The 19,407-nt window shown below is 70.7% G+C and carries 18 protein-coding genes; 9 read left to right on the top strand and 9 right to left on the bottom strand.

Annotated features, from left to right (window positions below; genetic code table 11):
- Positions 1 to 22: 22 nt before the first annotated feature.
- From rsmA to metG, 4 genes are all read right to left on the bottom strand, one after another.
- Positions 23 to 859 (bottom strand): 16S rRNA (adenine(1518)-N(6)/adenine(1519)-N(6))-dimethyltransferase RsmA, encoded by an 837-nt coding sequence (gene rsmA, locus ACIQWX_RS11540; RefSeq protein ID WP_400868377.1) that lies wholly within the window; start codon positions 857 to 859, stop codon positions 23 to 25.
- A gap of 82 nt (positions 860 to 941) precedes the next feature.
- Positions 942 to 2,366: a transglycosylase family protein gene (locus tag ACIQWX_RS11535; protein ID WP_400868375.1), complete on the bottom strand. Its 1,425-nt coding sequence runs from the start codon at positions 2,364 to 2,366 to the stop codon at positions 942 to 944.
- A 209-nt stretch (positions 2,367 to 2,575) separates the two neighbouring features.
- On the bottom strand, positions 2,576 to 3,412 hold the full coding sequence (locus ACIQWX_RS11530; RefSeq protein ID WP_400868373.1) for a TatD family hydrolase: 837 nt from the start codon (positions 3,410 to 3,412) through the stop codon (positions 2,576 to 2,578).
- A 10-nt stretch (positions 3,413 to 3,422) separates the two neighbouring features.
- Entirely contained in the window at positions 3,423 to 5,219 is a 1,797-nt protein-coding gene (gene metG, locus ACIQWX_RS11525; RefSeq protein WP_400868371.1) for a methionine--tRNA ligase, read from the bottom strand.
- Positions 5,220 to 5,271: 52 nt separating this feature from the next.
- Here metG and ACIQWX_RS11520 point away from each other — a divergent pair, with 52 nt between their 5' ends.
- The 5 genes from ACIQWX_RS11520 to ACIQWX_RS11500 all read left to right on the top strand — a co-directional run bounded on the left by ACIQWX_RS11520 (position 5,272) and on the right by ACIQWX_RS11500 (position 9,649).
- Complete coding sequence (locus ACIQWX_RS11520) at positions 5,272 to 5,880, top strand: PadR family transcriptional regulator (RefSeq protein WP_400868369.1); 609 nt, start codon at positions 5,272 to 5,274, stop codon at positions 5,878 to 5,880.
- Positions 5,881 to 5,961: 81 nt separating this feature from the next.
- Positions 5,962 to 6,939, top strand: a complete 978-nt coding sequence (locus tag ACIQWX_RS11515) for an ATP-binding cassette domain-containing protein (protein WP_400868367.1) — start codon at positions 5,962 to 5,964, stop codon at positions 6,937 to 6,939.
- Positions 6,929 to 7,693, top strand: a complete 765-nt coding sequence (locus ACIQWX_RS11510) for an ABC transporter permease (RefSeq protein ID WP_400868365.1) — start codon at positions 6,929 to 6,931, stop codon at positions 7,691 to 7,693. The genes ACIQWX_RS11515 and ACIQWX_RS11510 overlap by 11 nt, the downstream gene beginning before the upstream one ends.
- A gap of 92 nt (positions 7,694 to 7,785) precedes the next feature.
- A complete protein-coding gene (locus ACIQWX_RS11505) occupies positions 7,786 to 8,400 on the top strand; it encodes a glycoside hydrolase family 25 protein (RefSeq protein ID WP_400868363.1) in 615 nt (204 codons plus the stop codon).
- 19 nt (positions 8,401 to 8,419) lie between these two features.
- Positions 8,420 to 9,649, top strand: a complete 1,230-nt coding sequence (locus ACIQWX_RS11500) for an aminodeoxychorismate synthase component I (RefSeq protein ID WP_400868361.1) — start codon at positions 8,420 to 8,422, stop codon at positions 9,647 to 9,649.
- Here the strand turns inward: ACIQWX_RS11500 and ACIQWX_RS11495 are convergent.
- Entirely contained in the window at positions 9,626 to 10,582 is a 957-nt protein-coding gene (locus tag ACIQWX_RS11495; protein ID WP_400868359.1) for a zinc-binding alcohol dehydrogenase family protein, read from the bottom strand. The two genes, ACIQWX_RS11500 and ACIQWX_RS11495, sit on opposite strands and share 24 nt — an antisense overlap.
- Before the next feature lie 49 nt (positions 10,583 to 10,631).
- Here ACIQWX_RS11495 and ACIQWX_RS11490 point away from each other — a divergent pair, with 49 nt between their 5' ends.
- Complete coding sequence (locus ACIQWX_RS11490) at positions 10,632 to 11,171, top strand: QsdR family transcriptional regulator (RefSeq protein WP_400868357.1); 540 nt, start codon at positions 10,632 to 10,634, stop codon at positions 11,169 to 11,171.
- Here ACIQWX_RS11490 and ACIQWX_RS11485 read toward each other — a convergent pair whose 3' ends face one another.
- Both ACIQWX_RS11485 and rsmI read right to left on the bottom strand, forming a co-directional pair.
- Positions 11,172 to 11,720, bottom strand: a complete 549-nt coding sequence (locus ACIQWX_RS11485) for a hypothetical protein (RefSeq protein WP_400868355.1) — start codon at positions 11,718 to 11,720, stop codon at positions 11,172 to 11,174.
- Between the two features lie 6 nt (positions 11,721 to 11,726).
- Complete coding sequence (gene rsmI, locus ACIQWX_RS11480) at positions 11,727 to 12,575, bottom strand: 16S rRNA (cytidine(1402)-2'-O)-methyltransferase (RefSeq protein WP_400868353.1); 849 nt, start codon at positions 12,573 to 12,575, stop codon at positions 11,727 to 11,729.
- Positions 12,576 to 12,643: 68 nt separating this feature from the next.
- Between rsmI and ACIQWX_RS11475 the strand changes: the two genes are divergently transcribed.
- Complete coding sequence (locus tag ACIQWX_RS11475; RefSeq protein WP_400868351.1) at positions 12,644 to 14,212, top strand: dolichyl-phosphate-mannose--protein mannosyltransferase; 1,569 nt, start codon at positions 12,644 to 12,646, stop codon at positions 14,210 to 14,212.
- A gap of 1 nt (position 14,213) precedes the next feature.
- Here the strand turns inward: ACIQWX_RS11475 and ACIQWX_RS11470 are convergent, their stop codons facing one another.
- Positions 14,214 to 14,927, bottom strand: coding sequence for an AraC family transcriptional regulator (locus ACIQWX_RS11470; RefSeq protein ID WP_400869539.1), 714 nt, complete (start codon positions 14,925 to 14,927; stop codon positions 14,214 to 14,216).
- Between the two features lie 76 nt (positions 14,928 to 15,003).
- Here ACIQWX_RS11470 and ACIQWX_RS11465 point away from each other — a divergent pair, with 76 nt between their 5' ends.
- Positions 15,004 to 15,573: a class I SAM-dependent methyltransferase gene (locus ACIQWX_RS11465; protein WP_400868349.1), complete on the top strand. Its 570-nt coding sequence runs from the start codon at positions 15,004 to 15,006 to the stop codon at positions 15,571 to 15,573.
- Here ACIQWX_RS11465 and ACIQWX_RS11460 read toward each other — a convergent pair.
- Positions 15,570 to 17,321 carry a protein kinase gene (locus ACIQWX_RS11460; protein WP_400868347.1) on the bottom strand — a complete coding sequence of 584 codons (1,752 nt, stop codon included), beginning with the start codon at positions 17,319 to 17,321 and terminating at the stop codon, positions 15,570 to 15,572. The two genes, ACIQWX_RS11465 and ACIQWX_RS11460, sit on opposite strands and share 4 nt — an antisense overlap.
- 185 nt (positions 17,322 to 17,506) lie before the next feature.
- Here ACIQWX_RS11460 and ACIQWX_RS11455 point away from each other — a divergent pair, with 185 nt between their 5' ends.
- Positions 17,507 to 19,378, top strand: a complete 1,872-nt coding sequence (locus ACIQWX_RS11455) for a propionyl-CoA synthetase (RefSeq protein ID WP_400868345.1) — start codon at positions 17,507 to 17,509, stop codon at positions 19,376 to 19,378.
- The last annotated feature ends 29 nt before the right edge of the window (positions 19,379 to 19,407 follow it).

Raw genomic sequence — 19,407 nt, 5'->3', positions numbered from 1 at the left:
GTTGACTTCCACTGTGGACCTGCTAACGGACGGCGGCGATCCGGGCGAAGTCGTGCACGTCCAGCTGCTCGCCGCGGGTCTTCGGGTCGATCCCGGCGGCCGTGAGCAGTTCCCCGGCCCGCTCGGCGGAGCCCGCCCAGCCGGCGAGCGCGGCGCGGAGGGTCTTCCTGCGCTGTGAGAAGGCGGCGTCGACGAGGCCGAAGAGCCGATCGCGGTCGTCCGACGCCGGAGCGTCACCGCGTTCGAAGGCGACGAGCGCCGAATCGACGTTGGGCACCGGCCAGAACACCGACCGCGGCACGGGGGCGACCTTGCGCGCCGGGCCGTACCACGCGAGCTTGACGCTGGGGACGCCGTAGATCCGGCTGCCGGGGCCGGCGGCCATCCGGTCGGCGACCTCGGTCTGGACCATCACGAGGCCGGTGCGCAGGGAGGGCACCTCGGCGAGCAGGTGCAGCACGACGGGGACGGCGACGTTGTAGGGCAGGTTGGCGACGAGCGCGGTCGGCTCGCCGAGCTGCTCGCGCGTGACGCGCAGGGCATCGGCCCCGACGACGGTCAGCCGGTCCGCGGCTTCGGGGCCGCGTTCGGCGACGGTCTTGGGCAGCCGTTCGGCGAGCTTGGGATCGATCTCGACGGCGACGACGTGCGCACCGGTGGCCAGCAGCCCGAGGGTGAGCGAACCGAGCCCGGGCCCGACCTCGAGGACGACGTCGCCTTCGGTGACGTTCGCCAGCTCGACGATCCGCCGGACGGTGTTGGGATCGTGCACGAAGTTCTGCCCGAGCTTCTTGGTCGGCCGCACGTCGAGCTCGGCCGCCAGCCCGCGGATCTCGGCAGGTCCCAGCAGTTCAACCACCGGCAGAGCTTACCGATGAGGTCCCTCGCGCACGCGAAACGGCCCCCGTCCACGAAGGACGGGGGCCGTTCCGAAGCGAAACTCAGGCCTTCTTGCCGCAGACCGGCCAGGCGCTGTAGCCGCCGCGAGCGTCGCGGACCTTCTCCGCCACCGCGATCTGCTGCTCACGCGACGCCTGGTTCGGCAGGTTCGCGTACTGGTCGCCGCCGTAGGCGTCCCACGTGCGCTTGTCGAACTGGAGGCCGCCGTAGTAGCCGTTGCCCGTGTTGATGGCCCAGTTGCCGCCCGACTCGCACTGCGCGATGCGGTCCCACGCCGACCCGTCGCCGATCGCCGGCGTCGGGGCCTGCTTGGTGCCGACGTGGACGATCTTCGGCTTCGGCTGGGTGATGACCTTCTCGGAGATGCTCTCCCGGCCGACCTCTTTGCCGTTCTTCTGCGTGACCTTGTAGGTCACTTCCTTCTCACCCGGCGTGCCGGGGTCCTCGACCGAGGTCTTGCCCTTGGCGAGGTCCGGGTCGTCGACGCGCTGCTCGGGCGGGTCGATGGCTTCCTTCTGAACGACCGTCGAGACGCCGGTGCGGCTGATGTGCACCTCGGCGCCGTCGGTCAGCTTGACGTCCAGGCCGCCCTCGGCCTGGTCCTCCGGGCCCAGGGTGAGCTTGTACTCGCCCAGGAACTCCTGCGTCGTGACCGCGGTCGTCTTCACCTGCTTCGGCGCGTTTCCGCCGTCGTATAGGGTGATGTTCTTCATCGTCTTGATCTCGACGGTCGCGCCCTGGAGGGGCAGCTCGCCGTCCTTCGGCATCGACATCCACGTGCCGGGCTTGTCCATCGCGGTCATGCCGAGCTGGGACAGCGCGTCGCCGAGGTGGGTCGCGCGGACCCAGGAGGTGTGCTCCGCGCCGTCGACGATCATCTTCAGCTGGCGGCCGCGCTCGAGCTTGATGACGCCGCCGTCGCCGACCTCCGCCTGCGGGGACGGGGAGAGCGAGTCGTGCGCGCCCACGGACAGGCCCGCGTCCTCCAGCACCTCGCCGACGGTGTCGCCGAACGAGTGCACGGTGGTCTGCTGGCCGTCGACGTCGACGGTGATGCTCTTGTTCATCGCCAGCGCGGCCGCGCCGCCGCCGGCGACGCTGATCATGACGCTGAGGACGGCGCCCTTGAGGAAGCGGCGCTTCCAGACCTTGGTGGTCTGGCGGAGGCCCTCGTCCAGAGCCGCGCGACGCGCTTCGGGGGAAGCGGTGCGGTCCTCGTCGAGGCCGTCCGGGATGACGATCGGCGGCAGGTACGTCGTCTCCGCGTTGATGAGGCGGATCAGCTCGTCGACGTCGACGTCGATCTCGGCCATCATCGCGTCGGCGTCCGGGCCGAGCGCGGCGAGGATGTCCTGCTGCGTGATGTTCGGGTCGTCGGAGAAGTCGAGCTGGCCATACGCGGTGTCCTCGAAATAACTGCGTTCGAGGACGGCGGAGCGCGCTCCAGCCTGTCTGCTACCTGTCACCGGGGATCGTTCCCTTTCACGAGACGGCGGTCGGGGGCGCCGTCTCTACGACTGGGCGTGACGATCGGAAGCTGCTGAGCGCAGGCCCGACCGGCACGATCACGGGACAGTAACGGGTCGCGGCGGGTTGCGCAAACACCCCCCGGAGTGTCGTGATCCCCGTCACTCCATCAGGTGGACGATCAAGGAACCCCGATGTCGCAATGCGTTCAACCCGTTGTGACACTGGGGAGTCGGTAGACCCGCTCGGCGGTGGTCCGGACCGCTTCGGCGACTTCGTGGACAGCTTCGCCCCTGAGCGCCGCGAGGTGACGGACGGTGTAAGCGGCGCCGAACGGCTCGTTCGGCCGCCCACGGAACGGGTGGGGGGTCAGAAACGGCGCGTCGGTTTCGACGAGGTACTGGTCCGCCGGGCAGAGCCGGGCCGCCTCGTGGAGCCCCTTCGCGTTCTTGAACGTCACCGTTCCCGCGAAGGAAAGGACGTATCCCGCGTCGACGCACTTCCGGGCCATTTCCGCGTCCCCGGAAAAGCAATGGAAAATTACGGCATTCGGCGCATTCTCTTCGGCCAGGATGCGCAGCACGTCGTCGTGGGCCTCGCGGTCGTGGATCATCAGCGGCTTGTCCAGCCGCTTGGCGAGGTCGATGTGCCAGCGGAACGCCTCCTGCTGGGCGTCGTGCGGCGAGTAGTCCCAGTAGTAGTCGAGGCCGGTCTCGCCGACCGCCACCACGCGCTCCTGGCCCGCCAGGCGCTCCACCTCGGCCTTCTCGGCCTCGCCGAACTCCTTGGTCCGCGTCGGGTGGATCGCGACGGCGGCCCAGACCCGCCGGTCCCAGGTCGCCGCCTCGGTGGCCCAGCGGGCCGACGCGAGGTCGTCCGCCACCGTGACGACGCGGGCGACGCCGGCGCGCTCGGCGCGGTCGACCACGGCCTTGACGTCGGCCGCGGTGACCGCACCGCACGCGTCGAGATGGGTGTGCGCGTCCACCACCGACACCGGGAGCCGGTCCGGGACCGGCGGCAGCTCGCGCTTCTCGTCACCCATGCACTACCTCTTACTCCTTGACGATCGGTGCCCACTCCGGGCCGGTCTCGCCGAGCGCCGGGTCGAGCTTGGTGAACAGCGGCGACGGCTTCTGCAGGGGCTTGCCGACCTCGATCGGCTTCGACTCCCACTTCGCCTGCTCGGCCGCGTAGTCGCCGGTCAGGATCGGGTTGACCCGGCCGTCGATGTCGAGGTCCTCCACTTCGCGCAGCTCCGGCTGGGCGGCCCAGACGCCGGTGCCGCCGAGTGCCTCGTGCACCTTCTGGGCCGAGTGCGGCAGGAACGGCGTCAGCAGCGTGTTGGCGTCGGAGACGACCTGCAGCGCGGTGTGCAGCACGGTGTCGCGCCGCGTCGGGTCGTCCTTGAGCTTCCACGGCTCCTGGTCGGAGATGTACTTGTTCGCCGCGGTGACGACCTTCATCGCCTCGCTCGCCGCCAGCTTGAAGCGGGACCGGGCCAGGTGCGCGCCCGCGGTGTCGAACGCCTTGCGCGACAACGCCTTCAGCTCTTCGTCGGCCGCCGTCGGGGCCTCCGGGCGCGGGATCGCGCCGACGTTCTTGTGCGCCATCGAGATGGACCGGTTGACGAGGTTGCCCCACTCGTTGGCCAGCTCGAAGTTGGTCCGGCGGACGAACTCGTCCCAGGTGAAGTCGGTGTCCTGGGTCTCCGGGCCGGCGACCGAGATGAAGTACCGCAGCGTGTCCGGGCCGAAGTCGCGCAGGAAGTCCTCGACGTAGATGACGCGCCCGCGCGAGGTCGAGAACTTCGAGCCGCTCATGGTGAGGAACTCGCTGGAGACGATCTCGTCCGGCAGGTGCAGCTTGCCGTACTTGCCCGGCTCGCCGCCCTTGTCGCCCTCGCCGTTGTGGCCGAACAGCAGGGCCGGCCAGATCTGGGCGTGGAAGGTGATGTTGTCCTTGCCCATGAAGTAGTAGGACCGCGCGTCGGCGTTGTTCCACCACTCCTGCCACGCGTCCGGGTTCCCGGACCGGCGCGCCCACTCGACGCTGGCCGAGAAGTAGCCGATCACCGCGTCGAACCAGACGTAGAACCGCTTCAGCGGCTGGTCGCGCCAGCCGTCGAGGGGGATCTTGACGCCCCAGTCGAGGTCGCGGGTGATCGGCCGCGGCCGCATGTCGTCGATCAGGTTCTTGGTGAAGTTGAGGACGTTCGGGCGCCAGTCGGTCTTGGTGCCCAGCCAGTCGCCGAGGGTCTTGGTGAACGCCGGCAGGTCGAGGAAGTAGTGCTCGGTCTCGACGAACTTCGGCGTCTCGCCGTTGATCCGCGACTTCGGGTTGATCAGCTCCGCGGCGTCGAGCTGGTTGCCGCAGTTGTCGCACTGGTCGCCGCGCGCGCCGTCGTACCCGCAGATCGGGCAGGTGCCCTCGACGTAGCGGTCGGGCAGCGTGCGGCCGGTGGACGGGCTGATCGCGCCGCGCGTGGTCTTGGGCACGACGTAGCCGTTGCGGTGCAGCGCCAGGAAGATCTGCTGCGTCACCTCGGCGTGGTTGCCCGTCGTGGTTCGCGTGAACAGGTCGTAGGACAGGCCGAGGCCCTGCAGGTCGTTGCCGATCTGGCGGGTGTACTTGTCCGCCGTCTGCTGCGGGGTCGAGTTCTCCTTATCGGCCTGGACGGTGATCGGGGTCCCGTGTTCGTCGGTCCCGGACACCATGAGCACCCGGTTGCCGGCCATTCGCTGGTAGCGGGAGAAGACGTCGGACGGGACGCCGAATCCGGACACGTGGCCGATGTGGCGGGGGCCGTTGGCGTAGGGCCAGGCCACCGCGGTCAACACAGGGGTGCTCATACCTTATTAGCCTACGGAGGGCGTCACGCGCTTTGTCGAGAGGGAGGCCCGGTTGTCGGCGACACGGTTGCTCGTGCTCGGGGTGGTGCGCATGTACGGCCGCGCGCACGGCTACCAGGTGCGGCGCGAGCTGCTGACCTGGTCGGCGGACAAGTGGGCGAACGTCCAGCCCGGGTCGATCTACCACGCGCTGAAGAAGATGACCGCCGAGGACCTGCTGGAGCAGGTCGACGTCGAGCCGGGCGACGGCGGCCCGGACCGGACCGCGTACCGGCTGACGGCCGAGGGCGAGCAGGAGTACCAGGTGCTGCTGTCGAAGGCGCTGTCCGACCCTTCGCTGAACCACCCCGACCTGTCGGCGGCGATCTCGCTGATGACCACGCTGCCCCGGGCGCGCGTGATCAACCTGCTCCGGCACCGGCTGGTGCACCTGGAGGCCGAGCAGCGGCAGGCGGGGCTAATGCTCGAAGAGCTGAAGGTCAACGTGGGGCTCGGAACGCCGGAGCACGTGGGCGAGCTGTACCGGCTGTGGGGCGGGATCACCGACGCGAGCCTCACCTGGCTGGCGGCGCTGATCGAGCGGCTCGAAGCGGGCGAGTACGTGATGGCCGGCGAGTCCGGCGACGCGTTCGGCGAGCCACCGTCCCGCGCCTCGGAGTAATCAAGTTTGACTAGCGCACCCTGCTGGGGCACAGTGTGCGCCTCAGCTAGTCAAGCTTGACTACCCTCGAGAGGGGATTTCATGATCACGGCACGCGGTCTCGAGCGGCGGTTCCGCCGCAAGGGCCGCACTGGGGGCGAAGTACACGCGGTCAAGGGCGTCGACCTCGACGTCGAAGCGGGCGAGCTCGTCGGGTTCCTCGGGCCGAACGGCGCCGGGAAGACGACCACGCTGCGCATGCTGACCACGCTGCTGAAACCGTCCGCGGGCACCGCGACCGTCGGCGGCCGCGACCTGCTGGCCGACCCGCTCGGCGTGCGCAAGCGCATCGGCTACGTCGCACAGGGCGGCAGCAGCTCGCCGGAGACCAAGGTCGCCGACGAGCTCGAACTGCAGGGCAGGCTCTACCGGATGAGCAAGGCCGACGCCGTCGCGCGCGGCGCCGAACTCGCCGACCAGTTCGACCTGACCGGCCTGGACCAGCGGCTGACGAAGACGCTGTCGGGCGGGCAGCGGCGGCGGCTCGACATCGCGCTCGGGCTGATCCACTCGCCGGGCCTGGTCTTCCTCGACGAGCCGTCGACCGGGCTCGACCCGCAGAGCCGCGCCAACCTGTGGGACCACATCCGCCGGCTGCGCGCCGAACAGGGCGTCACGGTCTTCCTCACGACCCACTACCTCGACGAAGCCGACGCGCTGTCGGACCGGCTGATCGTCATCGACGACGGCCGGATCGTCGCCGAGGGCACGCCGGACGCGCTCAAGGCCCGGGTCAACGGCGACCGCGTCGAGGTCGGCGTCGACCCGGAGCAGCGCGCCGACGCCGCCGAGATCGCGGGCCGGCTGGCGGGCGCGCACGAGCTGTCCGCGGACGGCGGGGTCGTCCGGTTCCGGGTGCCGCGCGGCGACGTCGCGCTGCCGGAGCTCCTGCGCGCGCTCGACGCGAAGTCCATCCCGATGCTGTCGGTCCAGGTGCACCGGCCCACGCTCGACGACGTTTTCCTGACCCTGACCGGGCGCTCCCTGCGCGAAGCGGAGGAGGGCAGCCGTGCTGCGTGACACCTGGCTGATCTTCCGCCGCGACATGAAGGCGGCGCTGCGCAACCCGACCTGGGTCATGATCGGGATCATGCAGCCGCTGCTGTACCTGTTCCTGTTCGGGCCGCTGATGGTCAAGGCGATGCAGGCCCAGGGCCTGTCCGAAGTGGACGGCTGGATGCTGCTCACCCCGGCGCTGATCGCGCAGCTGGCGCTGTTCGGCAGCTCGTTCGTCGGGTTCGGGCTGCTGGCCGACTACCGCTCCGGCGTCGTCGAGCGGTTCCGGGTGACGCCGGTCGGCCGCGGCGCGCTGCTGCTGGGCAAGGTGCTGGCCAACGCGCTGCAGGCCGTCGTCCAGGCGCTGCTGATCATCGCGCTGGCGTACCTGGCGTTCGACCTCGACGCGCCGGTCGGCGGGGTGCTGCTGAGCCTGGTGATCGTGTTCCTGCTGGCGGTGTCGCTGGCGTCGTGCTCGTACGCGCTCGCGCTGACGTTGAAGAGCGAGGAGACGTTCCCCGCACTGCTCAACGCCGTGCTCATCCCGCTGCTGCTGCTCTCCGGGATCCTGCTGCCGATCACCGCGGGCGTCGCGCCGAAGTGGCTGTACACGGTTTCCCAGATCAACCCCTTCCGGCACGTGGTGGACGTCGAGCGGAACACCTTCCGCGGCGACTTCACGGTGGACGCGTTGTTCACCGGGAGTGTCGTGGTGCTGGTGATGGCGGTGGTGTCCGTGTGGTGGGGCACCCGGACGTTCCAAAAGGAAAGCGCCTGATCGGAACGGCCTGATCAACCAGCGGGTTGTCACTGCGGGTCCGCCTCCGGCGACGTATGGTGTGCTCTCCACCGACGTGCCGGGGGCGGACTGTGACGGAACCGGAGAGCGAACGCGGGATCTCGCTGTCCCACCGGGAGCGGGTGACCGACTGGCACGCCGTCCGCGGCGCGGAGACCCGGTTCGTGTCGGTGACGATCAGCGAGAACGTCAACTGGACCAGCTCCGCGGCCGAGCGCTCCCTGGCCGGCGCGCAGGAGGCGGGCCTGCACGTCGGCGGCCGGCACTACGCCCGCCCCGGCGCGGCGCACGACCAGGCCGACCACTTCGTCCGGACGGCCAGCAGGCTCGGCGCGTTCGCGCCCGGGTCGCTGGCGCCGGCGCTGGAGGTGGCGGCGCCGAGCGTGGACGACCGGTTCATCAAGACGTGGATCAAGCACGTCCGGCACGCGGCGCGCATCGAGCGGGTGCTCGTCTACGCCGACCACGACTGCTGGTCCCACCGGCTGCACCCGGACCGCTGGGCCGACAGCGAGGTCGTGCTGTGGCTGATCCGGCACAACGGCATCCCCGGCAGGCCGGGCTGGTTCCACTCGCGGCTCGGCGTGCACCAGCACGCGTACGGCCCGGACGTCCGGGGCGTCGACGGGCCGGTGGAGCAGAACGCCGTCGTGTACCCGTTCACATTGGGTGACCTGCTGCTCTGACGTGTGGTGGTATGTCGCCATGCGCGTGACGAGCAGGGCACTCCGGACGGACGTCACGCCCGCGCGCGCCTTTTCGACCCTGGCGTCTCACGCGCGTGCGCGCGGGCTGCCGCCGCCCGCGATGCTGTCGGGTGACTGGTTTTCCTCGCGGGCGGTGCTCGCGCCTTCGCTCGTGGTTTCTCCCGGCGGCTTCCCGTCTTGCCCGGAGGTCGACGCGCCACCGGGCGTGATCGGCGGTGGGTGGTTCGGGTACCTGGCGTACGACGACTCCGGCTCGCTCCCGCCGGCCGCGTGGGGCTGGGCGGACCACGTGCTGCGGTGGTCCTCGTCGGGCACGTGCTACCTGGAGTCAGTGGACGGCGGCGGCCCTTCGGTGTCCACAATGGAGTCATTGCTGACCACTGCTGCGCCTGGTTCGCCGTGGACCGCCGGGCCACTGCGGCGTCCGTTGCCGTCGGAGCACCGGGACGCGGTGAAGGCGTGCGTGCACGCGATCGAAGCCGGGGAGTTGTTCCAGGCCAACATCTGCAGCCGGTTCACGGGGTCGTTTTCGGGGTCCGCCGCCGGTTTGTTCGCGGCCGGGGTGTCCTCGATGGACCCGCGTCGGGCAGCGTTCCTTTCGGGTGCGTGGGGCTCGGTGGTGTCCTTCTCGCCGGAGCTGTTCCTGGCGCGGCACGGGCGTTCGGTGCGCTCGACGCCGATCAAAGGGACGCTCCCCCGACGTGGCCCTGACGACGACGGGAACGCGTTGTTGTTGCGCCAGTCGGCGAAGGACGTCGCCGAGAACGTGATGATCACGGACCTGGTGCGCAACGACCTCGGCCGGGTGTGCGAGGTGGGGTCGGTGACCGTGCCGTCGCTGCTGCGGGTCCGGCCGGCGCCGGGGGTCTGGCACCTGGACTCGACGGTGACGGGGACGCTGCGACCGTCCGTTTCGGACGCTGATCTGCTTTCGGCCTCTTTCCCGCCGGGTTCGGTCACGGGCGCGCCGAAAATCCGCGCGCTGGACCTGATCGCCTCGCTGGAACCCTGCGGACGCGGTGTCTACACGGGTGCGATCGGGCTGCTGTCGCCGGCGGCGGGGCTGGAGCTGAACGTGGCGATCCGGACGTTCGAGATCGCCGCCGGCGAGGTGTCTTTGGGCGTCGGCGGCGGCATCACGGCCGATTCGGACCCGGAGGCGGAGTGGCAGGAGTGCCTCCACAAGGCGGCACCCCTGGAACGCCTACTTGCCGGGGTCGAGCAGTAGCTTGCCGACGGTCTTGCGGGAGCGCAGGGCCTCGTGCGCGCCGCGGGCGTCCGACAGCGGGAACTCGCCGCCCGGGATGGCCTTGAGCTTGTTCTGGATCACCAGGTCGAACAGCTCGGTGAGCGCGGTCCCGAAGACGTTGCCGGGCAGCCGGAAGACGTGCGGCAGCCACATGCCGCTGATGGTGGTGCTGTGGCCGAGCAGGTTGCGCATCTCGACGGGCTTCGGGTTCTCCCGGCCGGCCATGCCGTAGAAGGCGAGCCGCCCGAACGGCGCGAGCGCGGCGATGCTCTGGTCGGTGGTGGTCCCGCCGACCATGTCGAGCACGACGTCCACGCGACGGCCGTTGTTGGCCTCGATGAGGGTCGCGGTCATGTCCTCGGCCCGCGAGTCGACGGCGACGTCGGCCCCGAGTTCGAGGGCGAGAGCGCGCTTCTCGTCGCTGCTGGCGGTGGCGATGACGCGGCCGGCGCCCCAGGCCTTGGCGAGCTGGACGGCAACGGTCCCCACGCCACCGGCAGCGGCGTGCACGACGACCGATTCGCCCTTCTCCAAGTGGGCGTTCTTGCGCAGCAGGACCCAGGCGGTGGTGCCCTGGACCAGCATGGACAGCGCGGTGAGGTCGTCGATGCCGTCCGGAACGGGGAAGGTGGTCGCCTCGGGCGCGACGGCCTTCTCGGCGTACCCGCCACCACCGTTGAGCAGGGCGACGACCCGCTTTTGACCGGTCTTGCCGACCACTTCACCACCGGGAACGAGCGGCAGCTTCGACGGCGCGAGGTAGGAGTTCTCGGCCTGGTGGGTGTCGGCGTAGTTGACCCCGATGCGCTCGACGTCGATGAGGACCTCACCGGGGCCGGCCACGGGATCGGGCAGCTCGACGGGGGTGAGCACCTCGGGTCCGCCGAACTCGGTCACCTGCACTGCGCGCATCTGCGTTTCCCTCTCGCCGTCGGCCGCTCGATGTGAGACATTCTGGCATATGTCTCACTCGGCTGCGTTCGACCTGGCCCGCGACTGGTTCCTGGCCGGTCGCCGGGTGGACATGGGCGAGCTGGCGGAGGCGCTGTCGATCAGCCGCGCGACGCTGCACCGGCGGGTGGGGTCGCGGGATCTGCTGCTCGGGGAGATCTTGTGGTCTCTCTCGTCCGCCTCCATCGCCCGGCTGTGGCCCGCGTGCGTCGGCCGGGGCGCTGCTGGGGTGGCGGACTTCGTGAGCGGGTATGTCCGGTTCGCGAACGAGTCCCCGCCGTTCCGGGACTTCTTGCGCCGGGAACCGGAGCGGGCGTTGCGGCTGCTGACGACCCGCGCAAGCGTTTGCCAACAGCGCACGACGGCGGAGCTGCAGTCCCTTTTGGAGGGCGAGGTCTCGGCGGGGCGGCTGGAGCCGCCGTTGCCAGTGCCGGACTTGGCTTACCTGCTGGTGCGGATCGGCGAGTCGTTCGTGTACACGGACGTCATCACCGGGGACGCGCCGGACGCGGAAAAGGCGCATGCCGCGGTGACGGCGTTGCTGACCTGACTAGGCGGCGCGCAACTCTTCGATCGACGCCTCGATGAGCTCTCGATATCGGGCGAACCGCTCCATCTCCAGCAGCGCGCCGAGGACGTGACAGGCGCGCTCGCGGAGGCCGGGGTCGGCCTCACCGCACGCGGCGACCAAGTCGATGCAGGCCGTCCGGCTGTCGTCCACGTCGGTGGACTCCACGATCTCGACATACGCCGCGAAACCGCGGCCGATTTCCCGCAAGACCTCGCGGCGGAGGACCACTTCCCGTTCGTTCGGCGGTTGGTCCTCGTATACCCCGGCGGCGAGGTCGGCGAGCACGCCCAGCACCAGGTCGATCGAGAAGGGACTGCAGCCCCACAACGCGTGGACGAGGACCGAAGCCGCGGCGACGGTCACCTCGGCGAGCCCCGGCAGGACCTGTTCCAGCCGGCGAAGCGCGTGTTCGGCGTCGGACCGGCTGCCCGCCGACCGAAGGTCGCGGATCGCGTCCGGGACCAGCGACGAGTTGCCGTAGGACGAAGACAGCGACGGCCAGTCGTGTCGCTGAAGCTCAAGCTCCACGATCGTTCACTTGACCCGCGAGGCCAGCACAGCGTCGTAAAGCTCCTTTTTGGACACCCCAGCGGCCTCGGCAACCTCAGCGGCCGCGGACTTCAAGCGCTCGCCGGCCTCTACGCGGGAAGCCACCTCCGACACCAAGTCCGCCACCGAAACCGACCGCGGCTCCGCCCCCGCGAGCACCACCGTGATCTCCCCGCGCACCCCCTCCGCGGCCCACTCGGCGAGCGAAGAAAGCGACCCCCGCTTCACCTCTTCATACGTCTTCGTCAACTCCCGGCACACCGCCGCCTGACGGGACGCCCCCAGCACCGAAGCCGCGTCGGCCAGCAGCGATGCCACCCGGTGCGGGGACTCGAAGAACACCACCGTCCGCGGCTCGGACACCAGCGACGTCAACCACCGCGACCGTTCCCCCGGCTTCCGCGGCGCGAACCCCTCGAAACAAAACCGGTCGCACGGCAACCCGGACAAAGCGAGCGCCGTCGTCACCGCGGACGGCCCCGGCAAGCACGTGACCGGCAAGTCCGAAGCGACACAAGCCGCAACCAAACGGAAGCCCGGATCGGACACACTGGGCATACCGGCGTCCGTCACCAGCACCACCGTCTCGCCCGCGCGTAACGATTCGAGCAACTTGGGCAGGCGCGCCGTCTCGACGTCCTCGTAGAAGCTCACCACGCGGCCGCGCGGGGTCACCTCCAGCGCCGATGCCAGGGACCGGAGGCGGCGCGTGTCCTCCGCCGCGATGACGTCGGCTTCCGCCAGTGCCGAAGCCAGCCGCGGTGAGGCGTCGCGGACGTCGCCGAGCGGGGTCGCGGCCAGCACCAGGCGACCGGGAACGAGCGAGGAACTCACCCGGCCAGCCTAGGCTGATCAGCGGATCCCGACGACGCACGCCCCGCGGCGCCCGTAGGATCGCCCCCGTGACCGCCGTGCTGACCCGTGCCGACGACGAGAGCGTCCGGCCGGACCCCCTCGAGGCGCTCCGGCCGCCGACCGACCGCGAAGTGACCCTGCTCGGCCGCGGCATGCCGACCGACCGGTTGCGCGGCTGGGTCGTCACCCTCGTGCTGACCGTGATCGGCGGGATCGTCCGGCTGCAGAACCTCGGCGTGCCGACGGACAAGGGCAGCCCGGTCTTCGACGAGAAGCACTACGTCCCGCAGGCGTGGCAGATGCTGCGCAACGGCGGTTACGAGGACAACTACGGCTACGAGCTGGTCGTCCACCCGCCGCTGGCGAAGCAGCTGATCGCGATCGGCGAATGGCTGTTCGGCTACAACGGCTGGGGCTGGCGGATCATGCCCGCGCTGGCCGGCACGCTCATCGTCTTCCTCACCATCCGCATCGCCCGCCGCCTGACGCGCTCGACGCTGCTCGGCGGCATCGCGGGCATCCTCGTGATCAGCGACGGCGTGCTGCACCTGCAGTCACGCATGGGCATGCTCGACATCTTCATCGCGCTGTTCGTGCTCGCCGCGTTCGCCTGCCTGCTCGTCGACCGCGACCAAGTGCGCGAACGGCTCGCGACGGCGGTCCGCGAGGGCTGGGTCAACGAGTCCGTCTGGGGTCCCAAGCTGGGCTTCCGCTGGTGGCGGTTCGCGACCGGGCTGATGATCGGGCTCACCTTCGGCGTCAAGTGGTCGGCGCTGTACTACATCGTCGCGTTCGGGCTGCTGTGCGTGTTCTTCGACGTCGCGGCGCGGCGCGCGGCCGGCGTCGAACGGCCGTGGCTGGGCACGATCCGCCGGGACGTGCTCCCGGCACTCTGGGCGATCCTGCTCATCCCGTTCCTGATGTACCTCAGCGCGTACTGGGCGTGGTTCGCGAGCGAAACGGCGACCGACCGGCACTACACCGAGATCAAGGACATCGCGCCGGGGTTCTGGTCCTGGGTGCCGGCGTCGCTGCGGTCGCTGGCCGACTACACCGGCAACGTCCTGCACTTCCACGAAACGCTGGTCACGCCGAAGGACAACCCGCACCCGTGGGAGTCGAAGCCGTGGACGTGGCCGATGGGGCTGCGCCCGATGCTCTACAGCTACGACGGCGACGTCACCGGCTGCGGCGAGGCCCGCTGCGTGAGCGCGACGATGCTGATCGGCACGCCGGCGATGTGGTGGCTGGCGATCCCGATGCTGGGCTGGTCGGTGTGGCGCTCGGTGTTCCGCGCGGACTGGCGCTACGCGGCCGTGCTGGTGGGCTACCTCGGCGGGTACGTCTTCTGGTTCACCAACATCGACCGCCAGATGTACTTCTTCTACGCGACGCCGCTGGCCGCGTTCCTGGTGCTGGGGTTGACGTTGTGCCTCGGCCAGATCCTGGGCAGCGCGCGGCGCGGGTTCGAGAGACGCGGGACCGGTCTGCTCGTGGTCAGCCTGTACGTCGGGCTGGTGGTGGCCAACTTCGCTTGGCTGTGGCCGATCCTGAACGGCGTCGCGATCACGACGGGCCAGTGGGAGGCCGAACGCTGGCTGCCGTCCTGGCGGTAGCTCAGCCCGCGAAGTACGACCCGGGCGTGACGCCGACCGCGCGCCGGAACGCCGCCACGAACGCGCTCGCCGAGCTGTAGCCGACCCGGTGCGCCACCGTCTCCATCGGTGTCCCCTGGGCCAGCAGCGGGAGCGACGCACGCAGCCGCACCTGCGTGCGCCACGTCCCGAACGGCATCCGGCACTCGCGGACGAAGATCCGCGCCAGCGTCCGCTCCGCGGCTCCGACGTCCCGGCCGAACTCCGCCAGGCTGCGCGGGTCGGCCGGGTTCGCGACCACCGCGCGTTCGACGTCACGGGCGCGCGGGTCGGCCGGCGACGGGACCACGATCGGCACCACGTCCAGGGGTTCCAGCAGGTCGAACGCCACCGCTTCGGCGCGCAGGCGGGCGTCCGGGGCCACGCCGTCGCCGGTCAGGTACTCCAGCAGCTCGCGCAGCAGCGGCCGGACCACCACCATCCGCGGCGCCGGCCACGAGACCGGGGACAGCGCGGGGTCGGCGTAGATGCCGCGCAGCGCCGCCCGGCCGAGCGCGCCCGTGCGGTGCTGGACACCCGCCGGCATCCACAGCGCCCGCGTCGGCGGCAGGACCCAGCCCGCGTCGCCCACCTTCACCGCGACGACGCCGCGAGCCGACCAGACCAGCTGGTGCACCGGGTGCTCGTGCCAGGGGAACCAGGTGCCGGCGGGCAGGTCGACCTCGCCGAGCAGCATGGCTTGGCTGTTTCGCGACATCAGTTGGCAGGCTATCGGCTACCGGCCACCAGCGCGCCGAAATAGCGTCGGACGCATGCCGATGAACCTGATCCACCGCAAGATCTGCAGCTCGGAGAAGTGGGCGGCCACCGTCGAAGAACGCCTAGCGCCGTGGCTCGAGAAGCGCGACCTCGGCGACGACGTCCTCGAGATCGGACCCGGCTTCGGCGCCACCACGAACGTGCTGCTCAAGGCCGTCCCGAAGCTGACGGTTCTCGAGATCGACCACGCGTCGAGCGAGCTGCTGCGGGCGAAGTACGGCGACCGCGCGGACGTCGTCGAGGGCAGCGGTGCGGAGATGCCGTTCGAGGACGGCCGCTTCTCCGCCGTCGTCTGCTTCACGATGCTGCACCACGTGCCGACCAAGGACCTGCAGGACGCGATCTTCGCCGAGGCCGCGCGGGTCCTGCGCCCGGGCGGCACGTACTGCGGCAGCGACGGCCAGCTCAACCTGCGGTTCCGCCTGCTGCACATCGGCGACACGATGAACGTCGTCGACGCGGCGACGTTCCCCGCGCGCCTCGAAAAGGCGGGCTTCGAGCAGGTCGACGTCCAGCTGGAGCCGAAGCAGCTCGTGATCTTCTCGGCCGTGAAGCCCGGTTAACGGCGGGGCAGCTGGTTCCCCGGCTGGCGCGGCACCACCCGCGTCACCGGCCCGTCGGCCGACTTGCCCGCCCGCGACAGCCAGCCCTCGACCTCGCGCCGCACGGCGTTCAGCGTCGGACGTCGTCGCGGCTCCGGGTCCAGCGAAGCCGCCAGCAGCCGCGCGTGCGCGCTGCGCTGGGGCAGCCGGGACACCGGTTCCGCGCGAGCCGCGGCCATCAGGGCCGCCATCGGGGTCTCGCGCGTGCCGCGCGGGGGCTGGCCGGACAGGGCGTAGCTGATCGTCGCCGCCAGCTGCCACGCGTCGGACGCCGGCGAAGCCGCCGAGCCCATCGCCTGCTCCGGGGCCACGAAGTCCGGCGTGCCGATCATCATCCCGGTCGCCGTCATCTTCGAGTCGCCCTGGCTGCGGGCGATGCCGAAGTCGATCAGGTGGGCCAGGCCGCTCGGGTCGAGGATGACGTTCGACGGCTTGATGTCCCGGTGCAGGACGCCCTTCTCGTGCGCCGCGGCGAGCGCGCCCGCCATCGTCGCCCACAGGCGGCCGGCCGCGACGTCGTCGAGCGGGCCCTGGCCGTCGACCAGCTCGGCCAGCGGCCGGCCCTCGAGGTACTCCATGACCAGCGCGAGGCCGTCCGGCTCCTCGGCCAGGTCGTACACCTTGACGCAGTTCGGGTGGCTGACCACGGCCAGCGCGCGGGCCTCGCGCTGCATGCGCTCGGCGGTGTCGCGGTCGGGTGCGTGCGCGATCTTCAGCGCGACCGTGCGGTTGAGCTGGGTGTCGACGGCCTGCCAGACCGTGCCGAACCCGCCCGCGCCGAGCTGCTTGACGCGCCGGTAGCGGCTGCCGCCGGCGTTGCGCGAGCCGGGCGGCGGCGGGATCGGGCCCGGGGCCGCGGCCAGCGCGCCGGCCATCGGCGGGGGTTCGGGCGCGGCCGCCAGCGCCGTCTTCGGGTACGGGCGGTTGACCGGCGGCGGGGGTGGCGGAGGCGGGGTCGGGCGCGGCTGGACCTGCGACGGCGGCGGCCCCTGCGGCTCCTCACGGCGCGGCGGCGCGTCCGGCCGGTTGATCACCGACCACGGCGGCGGGCCGACCATCGCGACCGGGATCAGCCCCAGCACGCTGAACGGCAGGAACCCGAGCCAGAAGTGCAGCGCGGTGTTCGCCTCCATGCCGACGCTGAACACCAGCATCGCGGCGAACGGGATCCAGAAGAACCGCGACGGCCACTTCGGACCGCGGCGGAAGGCGGTGCGGCCCTGCAGCATGACGAACAGCAGCGAGCCGGCGCCCAGGACGGCGAACGCCAGGAGGTACACGAAGAACGGGAGGTCGCTCCCGTTCCGGGAGAACAGCACGTCGTAGACGGTCTGGCCGCCGCCCAGGTACCGCTTCTGGTCGTCCACCCAGCAGAAGCCGCTGGTCAACGTGGCCGTCTCCGCCTTGGACAGCCCGGACTTCTCGCCCGCGAACTCCGCCCGGAAGACCCCCGACACGCCGTTGGACAGCAGCCACGGCAGCACCAGCGCGCTGACCAGGCCGATCGCGCCGAAGACGCCGAGCGTCGTGGCGTCGTAGCGGTTGCCGGTGCCCTTCCGGATGATCGACACGGCCAGCGCGCCGGCCGGCGGGATCAGCGCGACGAGCGCGCCGGCCGCACTCGTGGCCCAAACCCAGTCGCCGGGGCAGAAGCCCGGGCCGAACAAGGAATGGGCTAGCGAGAGCAACGCGCTCGCGAGTCCGTTCACCGCCGGATCCCCTCACTGTCCGTGTTCACTTCTTACCGTCACGCGGCATTTCCCCGCGGTCCAGCTTAGGACGCAGCCGGGCGCCAGGAGGTTGCCGGGTCTTCAGCGTGCCCGGAATCCGGCGGGCCCGCCGCTCCCGCGCCATGATGGGGGCCGGTGCGGACGATCGACGCGAGGGAGCGGGCATGGGCGCGTACTCGGAGGCCTACCGGCGCAGCCTGACGGACCCGGAAGCGTTTTGGCTGGCCGAGGCGGAGAGGATCAGCTGGACGAAGGCGCCGGAACGCGCCCTGGACGCCTCGAACCCGCCCTTCTACCGGTGGTTCCCGGACGGCGAGCTGAACACTTCGTACAACGCGCTCGACCGGCACGTCGAGGCCGGCCGCGGCGGCCAGGCCGCACTGATCTGGGACTCTCCCGTGACCGGACGGCAACGCACCTACACCTACGAGGAGCTCCGGGACACGGTCGCGCGGTTCGCCGGCGCGCTCAGCTCGCTCGGGGTCACCAAGGGTGACCGCGTGATCATCTACCTGCCGATGGTGCCCGAAGCGGCGATCGCGATGCTGGCCTGCGCGCGGATCGGCGCGGTGCACTCGGTGGTCTTCGGCGGCTTCGCGCCGAAGGAGCTGGCCGCGCGGATCGAGGACGCGAAACCGAAGGTGATCCTGGCGGCGTCCTGCGGCATCGAGCCGACGCGGGTCGTCGAGTACAAGCCGATCATCGACGCGGCCCTCGGGATGACCGGGCACCAGCCCGACCACGTCGTCGTGCTGCAGCGCGAGCAGGCGCCGGCCGAGCTGGCCAAGGGGGACCTCGACTGGCGCGAGCTGGCGGCGAACGCCACGCCGGCCGACCCGGTGCCGGTCGCGGCCACCGACCCGCTCTACGTCCTCTACACGTCCGGGACCACCGGGAAGCCGAAGGGCGTCGTCCGGGACACCGGCGGCCACGCCGTCGCGCTCGCCTACTCGATGGACGCCGTCTACGACGTCCACGCCGGCGACGTCTGGTGGACGGCGTCCGACGTCGGCTGGGTCGTCGGGCACTCCTACATCGTGTACGCGCCGCTGCTGGTGGGGGCCACTTCGGTCATGTTCGAGGGGAAACCGGTCGGCACGCCGGACGCGGGCGCGTTCTGGCGAGTCGTCGCCGAACACGGCGTCCAGGCGCTGTTCACCGCGCCGACCGCGCTGCGGGCGATCAAGAAGGTCGACCCGGACGCGCGCGAACTGGAGAAGTACGACTTGAAGGCGTTCAAGACGCTCTTCATGGCCGGCGAACGGCTCGACCCGGAGACCTACCACTGGGCGCACGAGAAGCTCGGCACGCCGGTGGTCGACCACTGGTGGCAGACCGAGACCGGCTGGCCGATCGCGGCCAACCCGCGTGGCCTGGAGCCGATGGAGGTCAAGGCCGGGTCGGCGACCAAGCCCGTGCCCGGCTGGGACGTCCGCATCCTCGACCAGGCCGGCGACGAGCTGCCGGCCGGGCGCGAAGGTGCCATCACGGTCAAGCTGCCGCTGCCGCCGGGTTCGCTGCCGACGCTGTGGGGCGACGACGAGCGCTACCGCGAGGCCTACCTCTCCCGCTACGACGGCCATTACCTGACCGGCGACTCCGGTTACCTCGACGAGGACGGCTACCTGTTCGTCATGGGCCGCACCGACGACGTCATCAACGTCGCCGGGCACCGGCTGTCGACCGGGTCGATGGAGGCCGTGCTCGCTTCGCACCCGGCGGTCGCCGAGTGCGCCGTCATCGGCGTCGCCGACCAGCTCAAGGGCCAGCTGCCGCGTGGGTTCGTCGTGCTGAAGGCGGGTGCGGACATCCCGGCGGAGCAGCTGCGCGACGAACTGGTGGCGCTGGTCCGCCGGGACATCGGGCCGGTCGCCGCGTTCCGCGACGTGTCCATTGTGGACGCCCTGCCGAAGACGCGGTCGGGCAAGATCCTGCGCAAGACCATGCGCGAGATCGCCGACGGCCGCGACGAGGCCGTGCCGTCGACGATCGAGGACCCGAGCGTCCTGGACGCCATCCGCGCGGCCCTTCGTTAAGGACTGTTCCAAATGGCCACGCTGGTCTG

This window comes from Amycolatopsis sp. NPDC098790, from assembly GCF_044759945.1.
GTDB lineage: Bacteria > Actinomycetota > Actinomycetes > Mycobacteriales > Pseudonocardiaceae > Amycolatopsis.
The sequence above is the reverse complement of the archived record's forward strand: the minus strand, read 5'-3'. Positions and strand labels throughout refer to the sequence as shown.

Bases quoted from the DNA above. Each gene is read 5' to 3' on its own strand.
- ACIQWX_RS11495 (WP_400868359.1), bottom strand. From the start codon at position 10,582: ATGCGCGCAGTGCAGGTGACCGAGTTCGGCGGACCCGAGGTGCTCACC.
- ACIQWX_RS11465 (WP_400868349.1), top strand. From the start codon at position 15,004: ATGCCGATGAACCTGATCCACCGCAAGATCTGCAGCTCGGAGAAGTGG.
- ACIQWX_RS11530 (WP_400868373.1), bottom strand. From the start codon at position 3,412: ATGGGTGACGAGAAGCGCGAGCTGCCGCCGGTCCCGGACCGGCTCCCG.
- ACIQWX_RS11515 (WP_400868367.1), top strand. From the start codon at position 5,962: ATGATCACGGCACGCGGTCTCGAGCGGCGGTTCCGCCGCAAGGGCCGC.
- ACIQWX_RS11470 (WP_400869539.1), bottom strand. From the start codon at position 14,927: ATGCTGCTCGGCGAGGTCGACCTGCCCGCCGGCACCTGGTTCCCCTGG.
- ACIQWX_RS11500 (WP_400868361.1), top strand. From the start codon at position 8,420: ATGCGCGTGACGAGCAGGGCACTCCGGACGGACGTCACGCCCGCGCGC.
- ACIQWX_RS11455 (WP_400868345.1), top strand. From the start codon at position 17,507: ATGGGCGCGTACTCGGAGGCCTACCGGCGCAGCCTGACGGACCCGGAA.
- ACIQWX_RS11490 (WP_400868357.1), top strand. From the start codon at position 10,632: ATGTCTCACTCGGCTGCGTTCGACCTGGCCCGCGACTGGTTCCTGGCC.
- metG (WP_400868371.1), bottom strand. From the start codon at position 5,219: ATGAGCACCCCTGTGTTGACCGCGGTGGCCTGGCCCTACGCCAACGGC.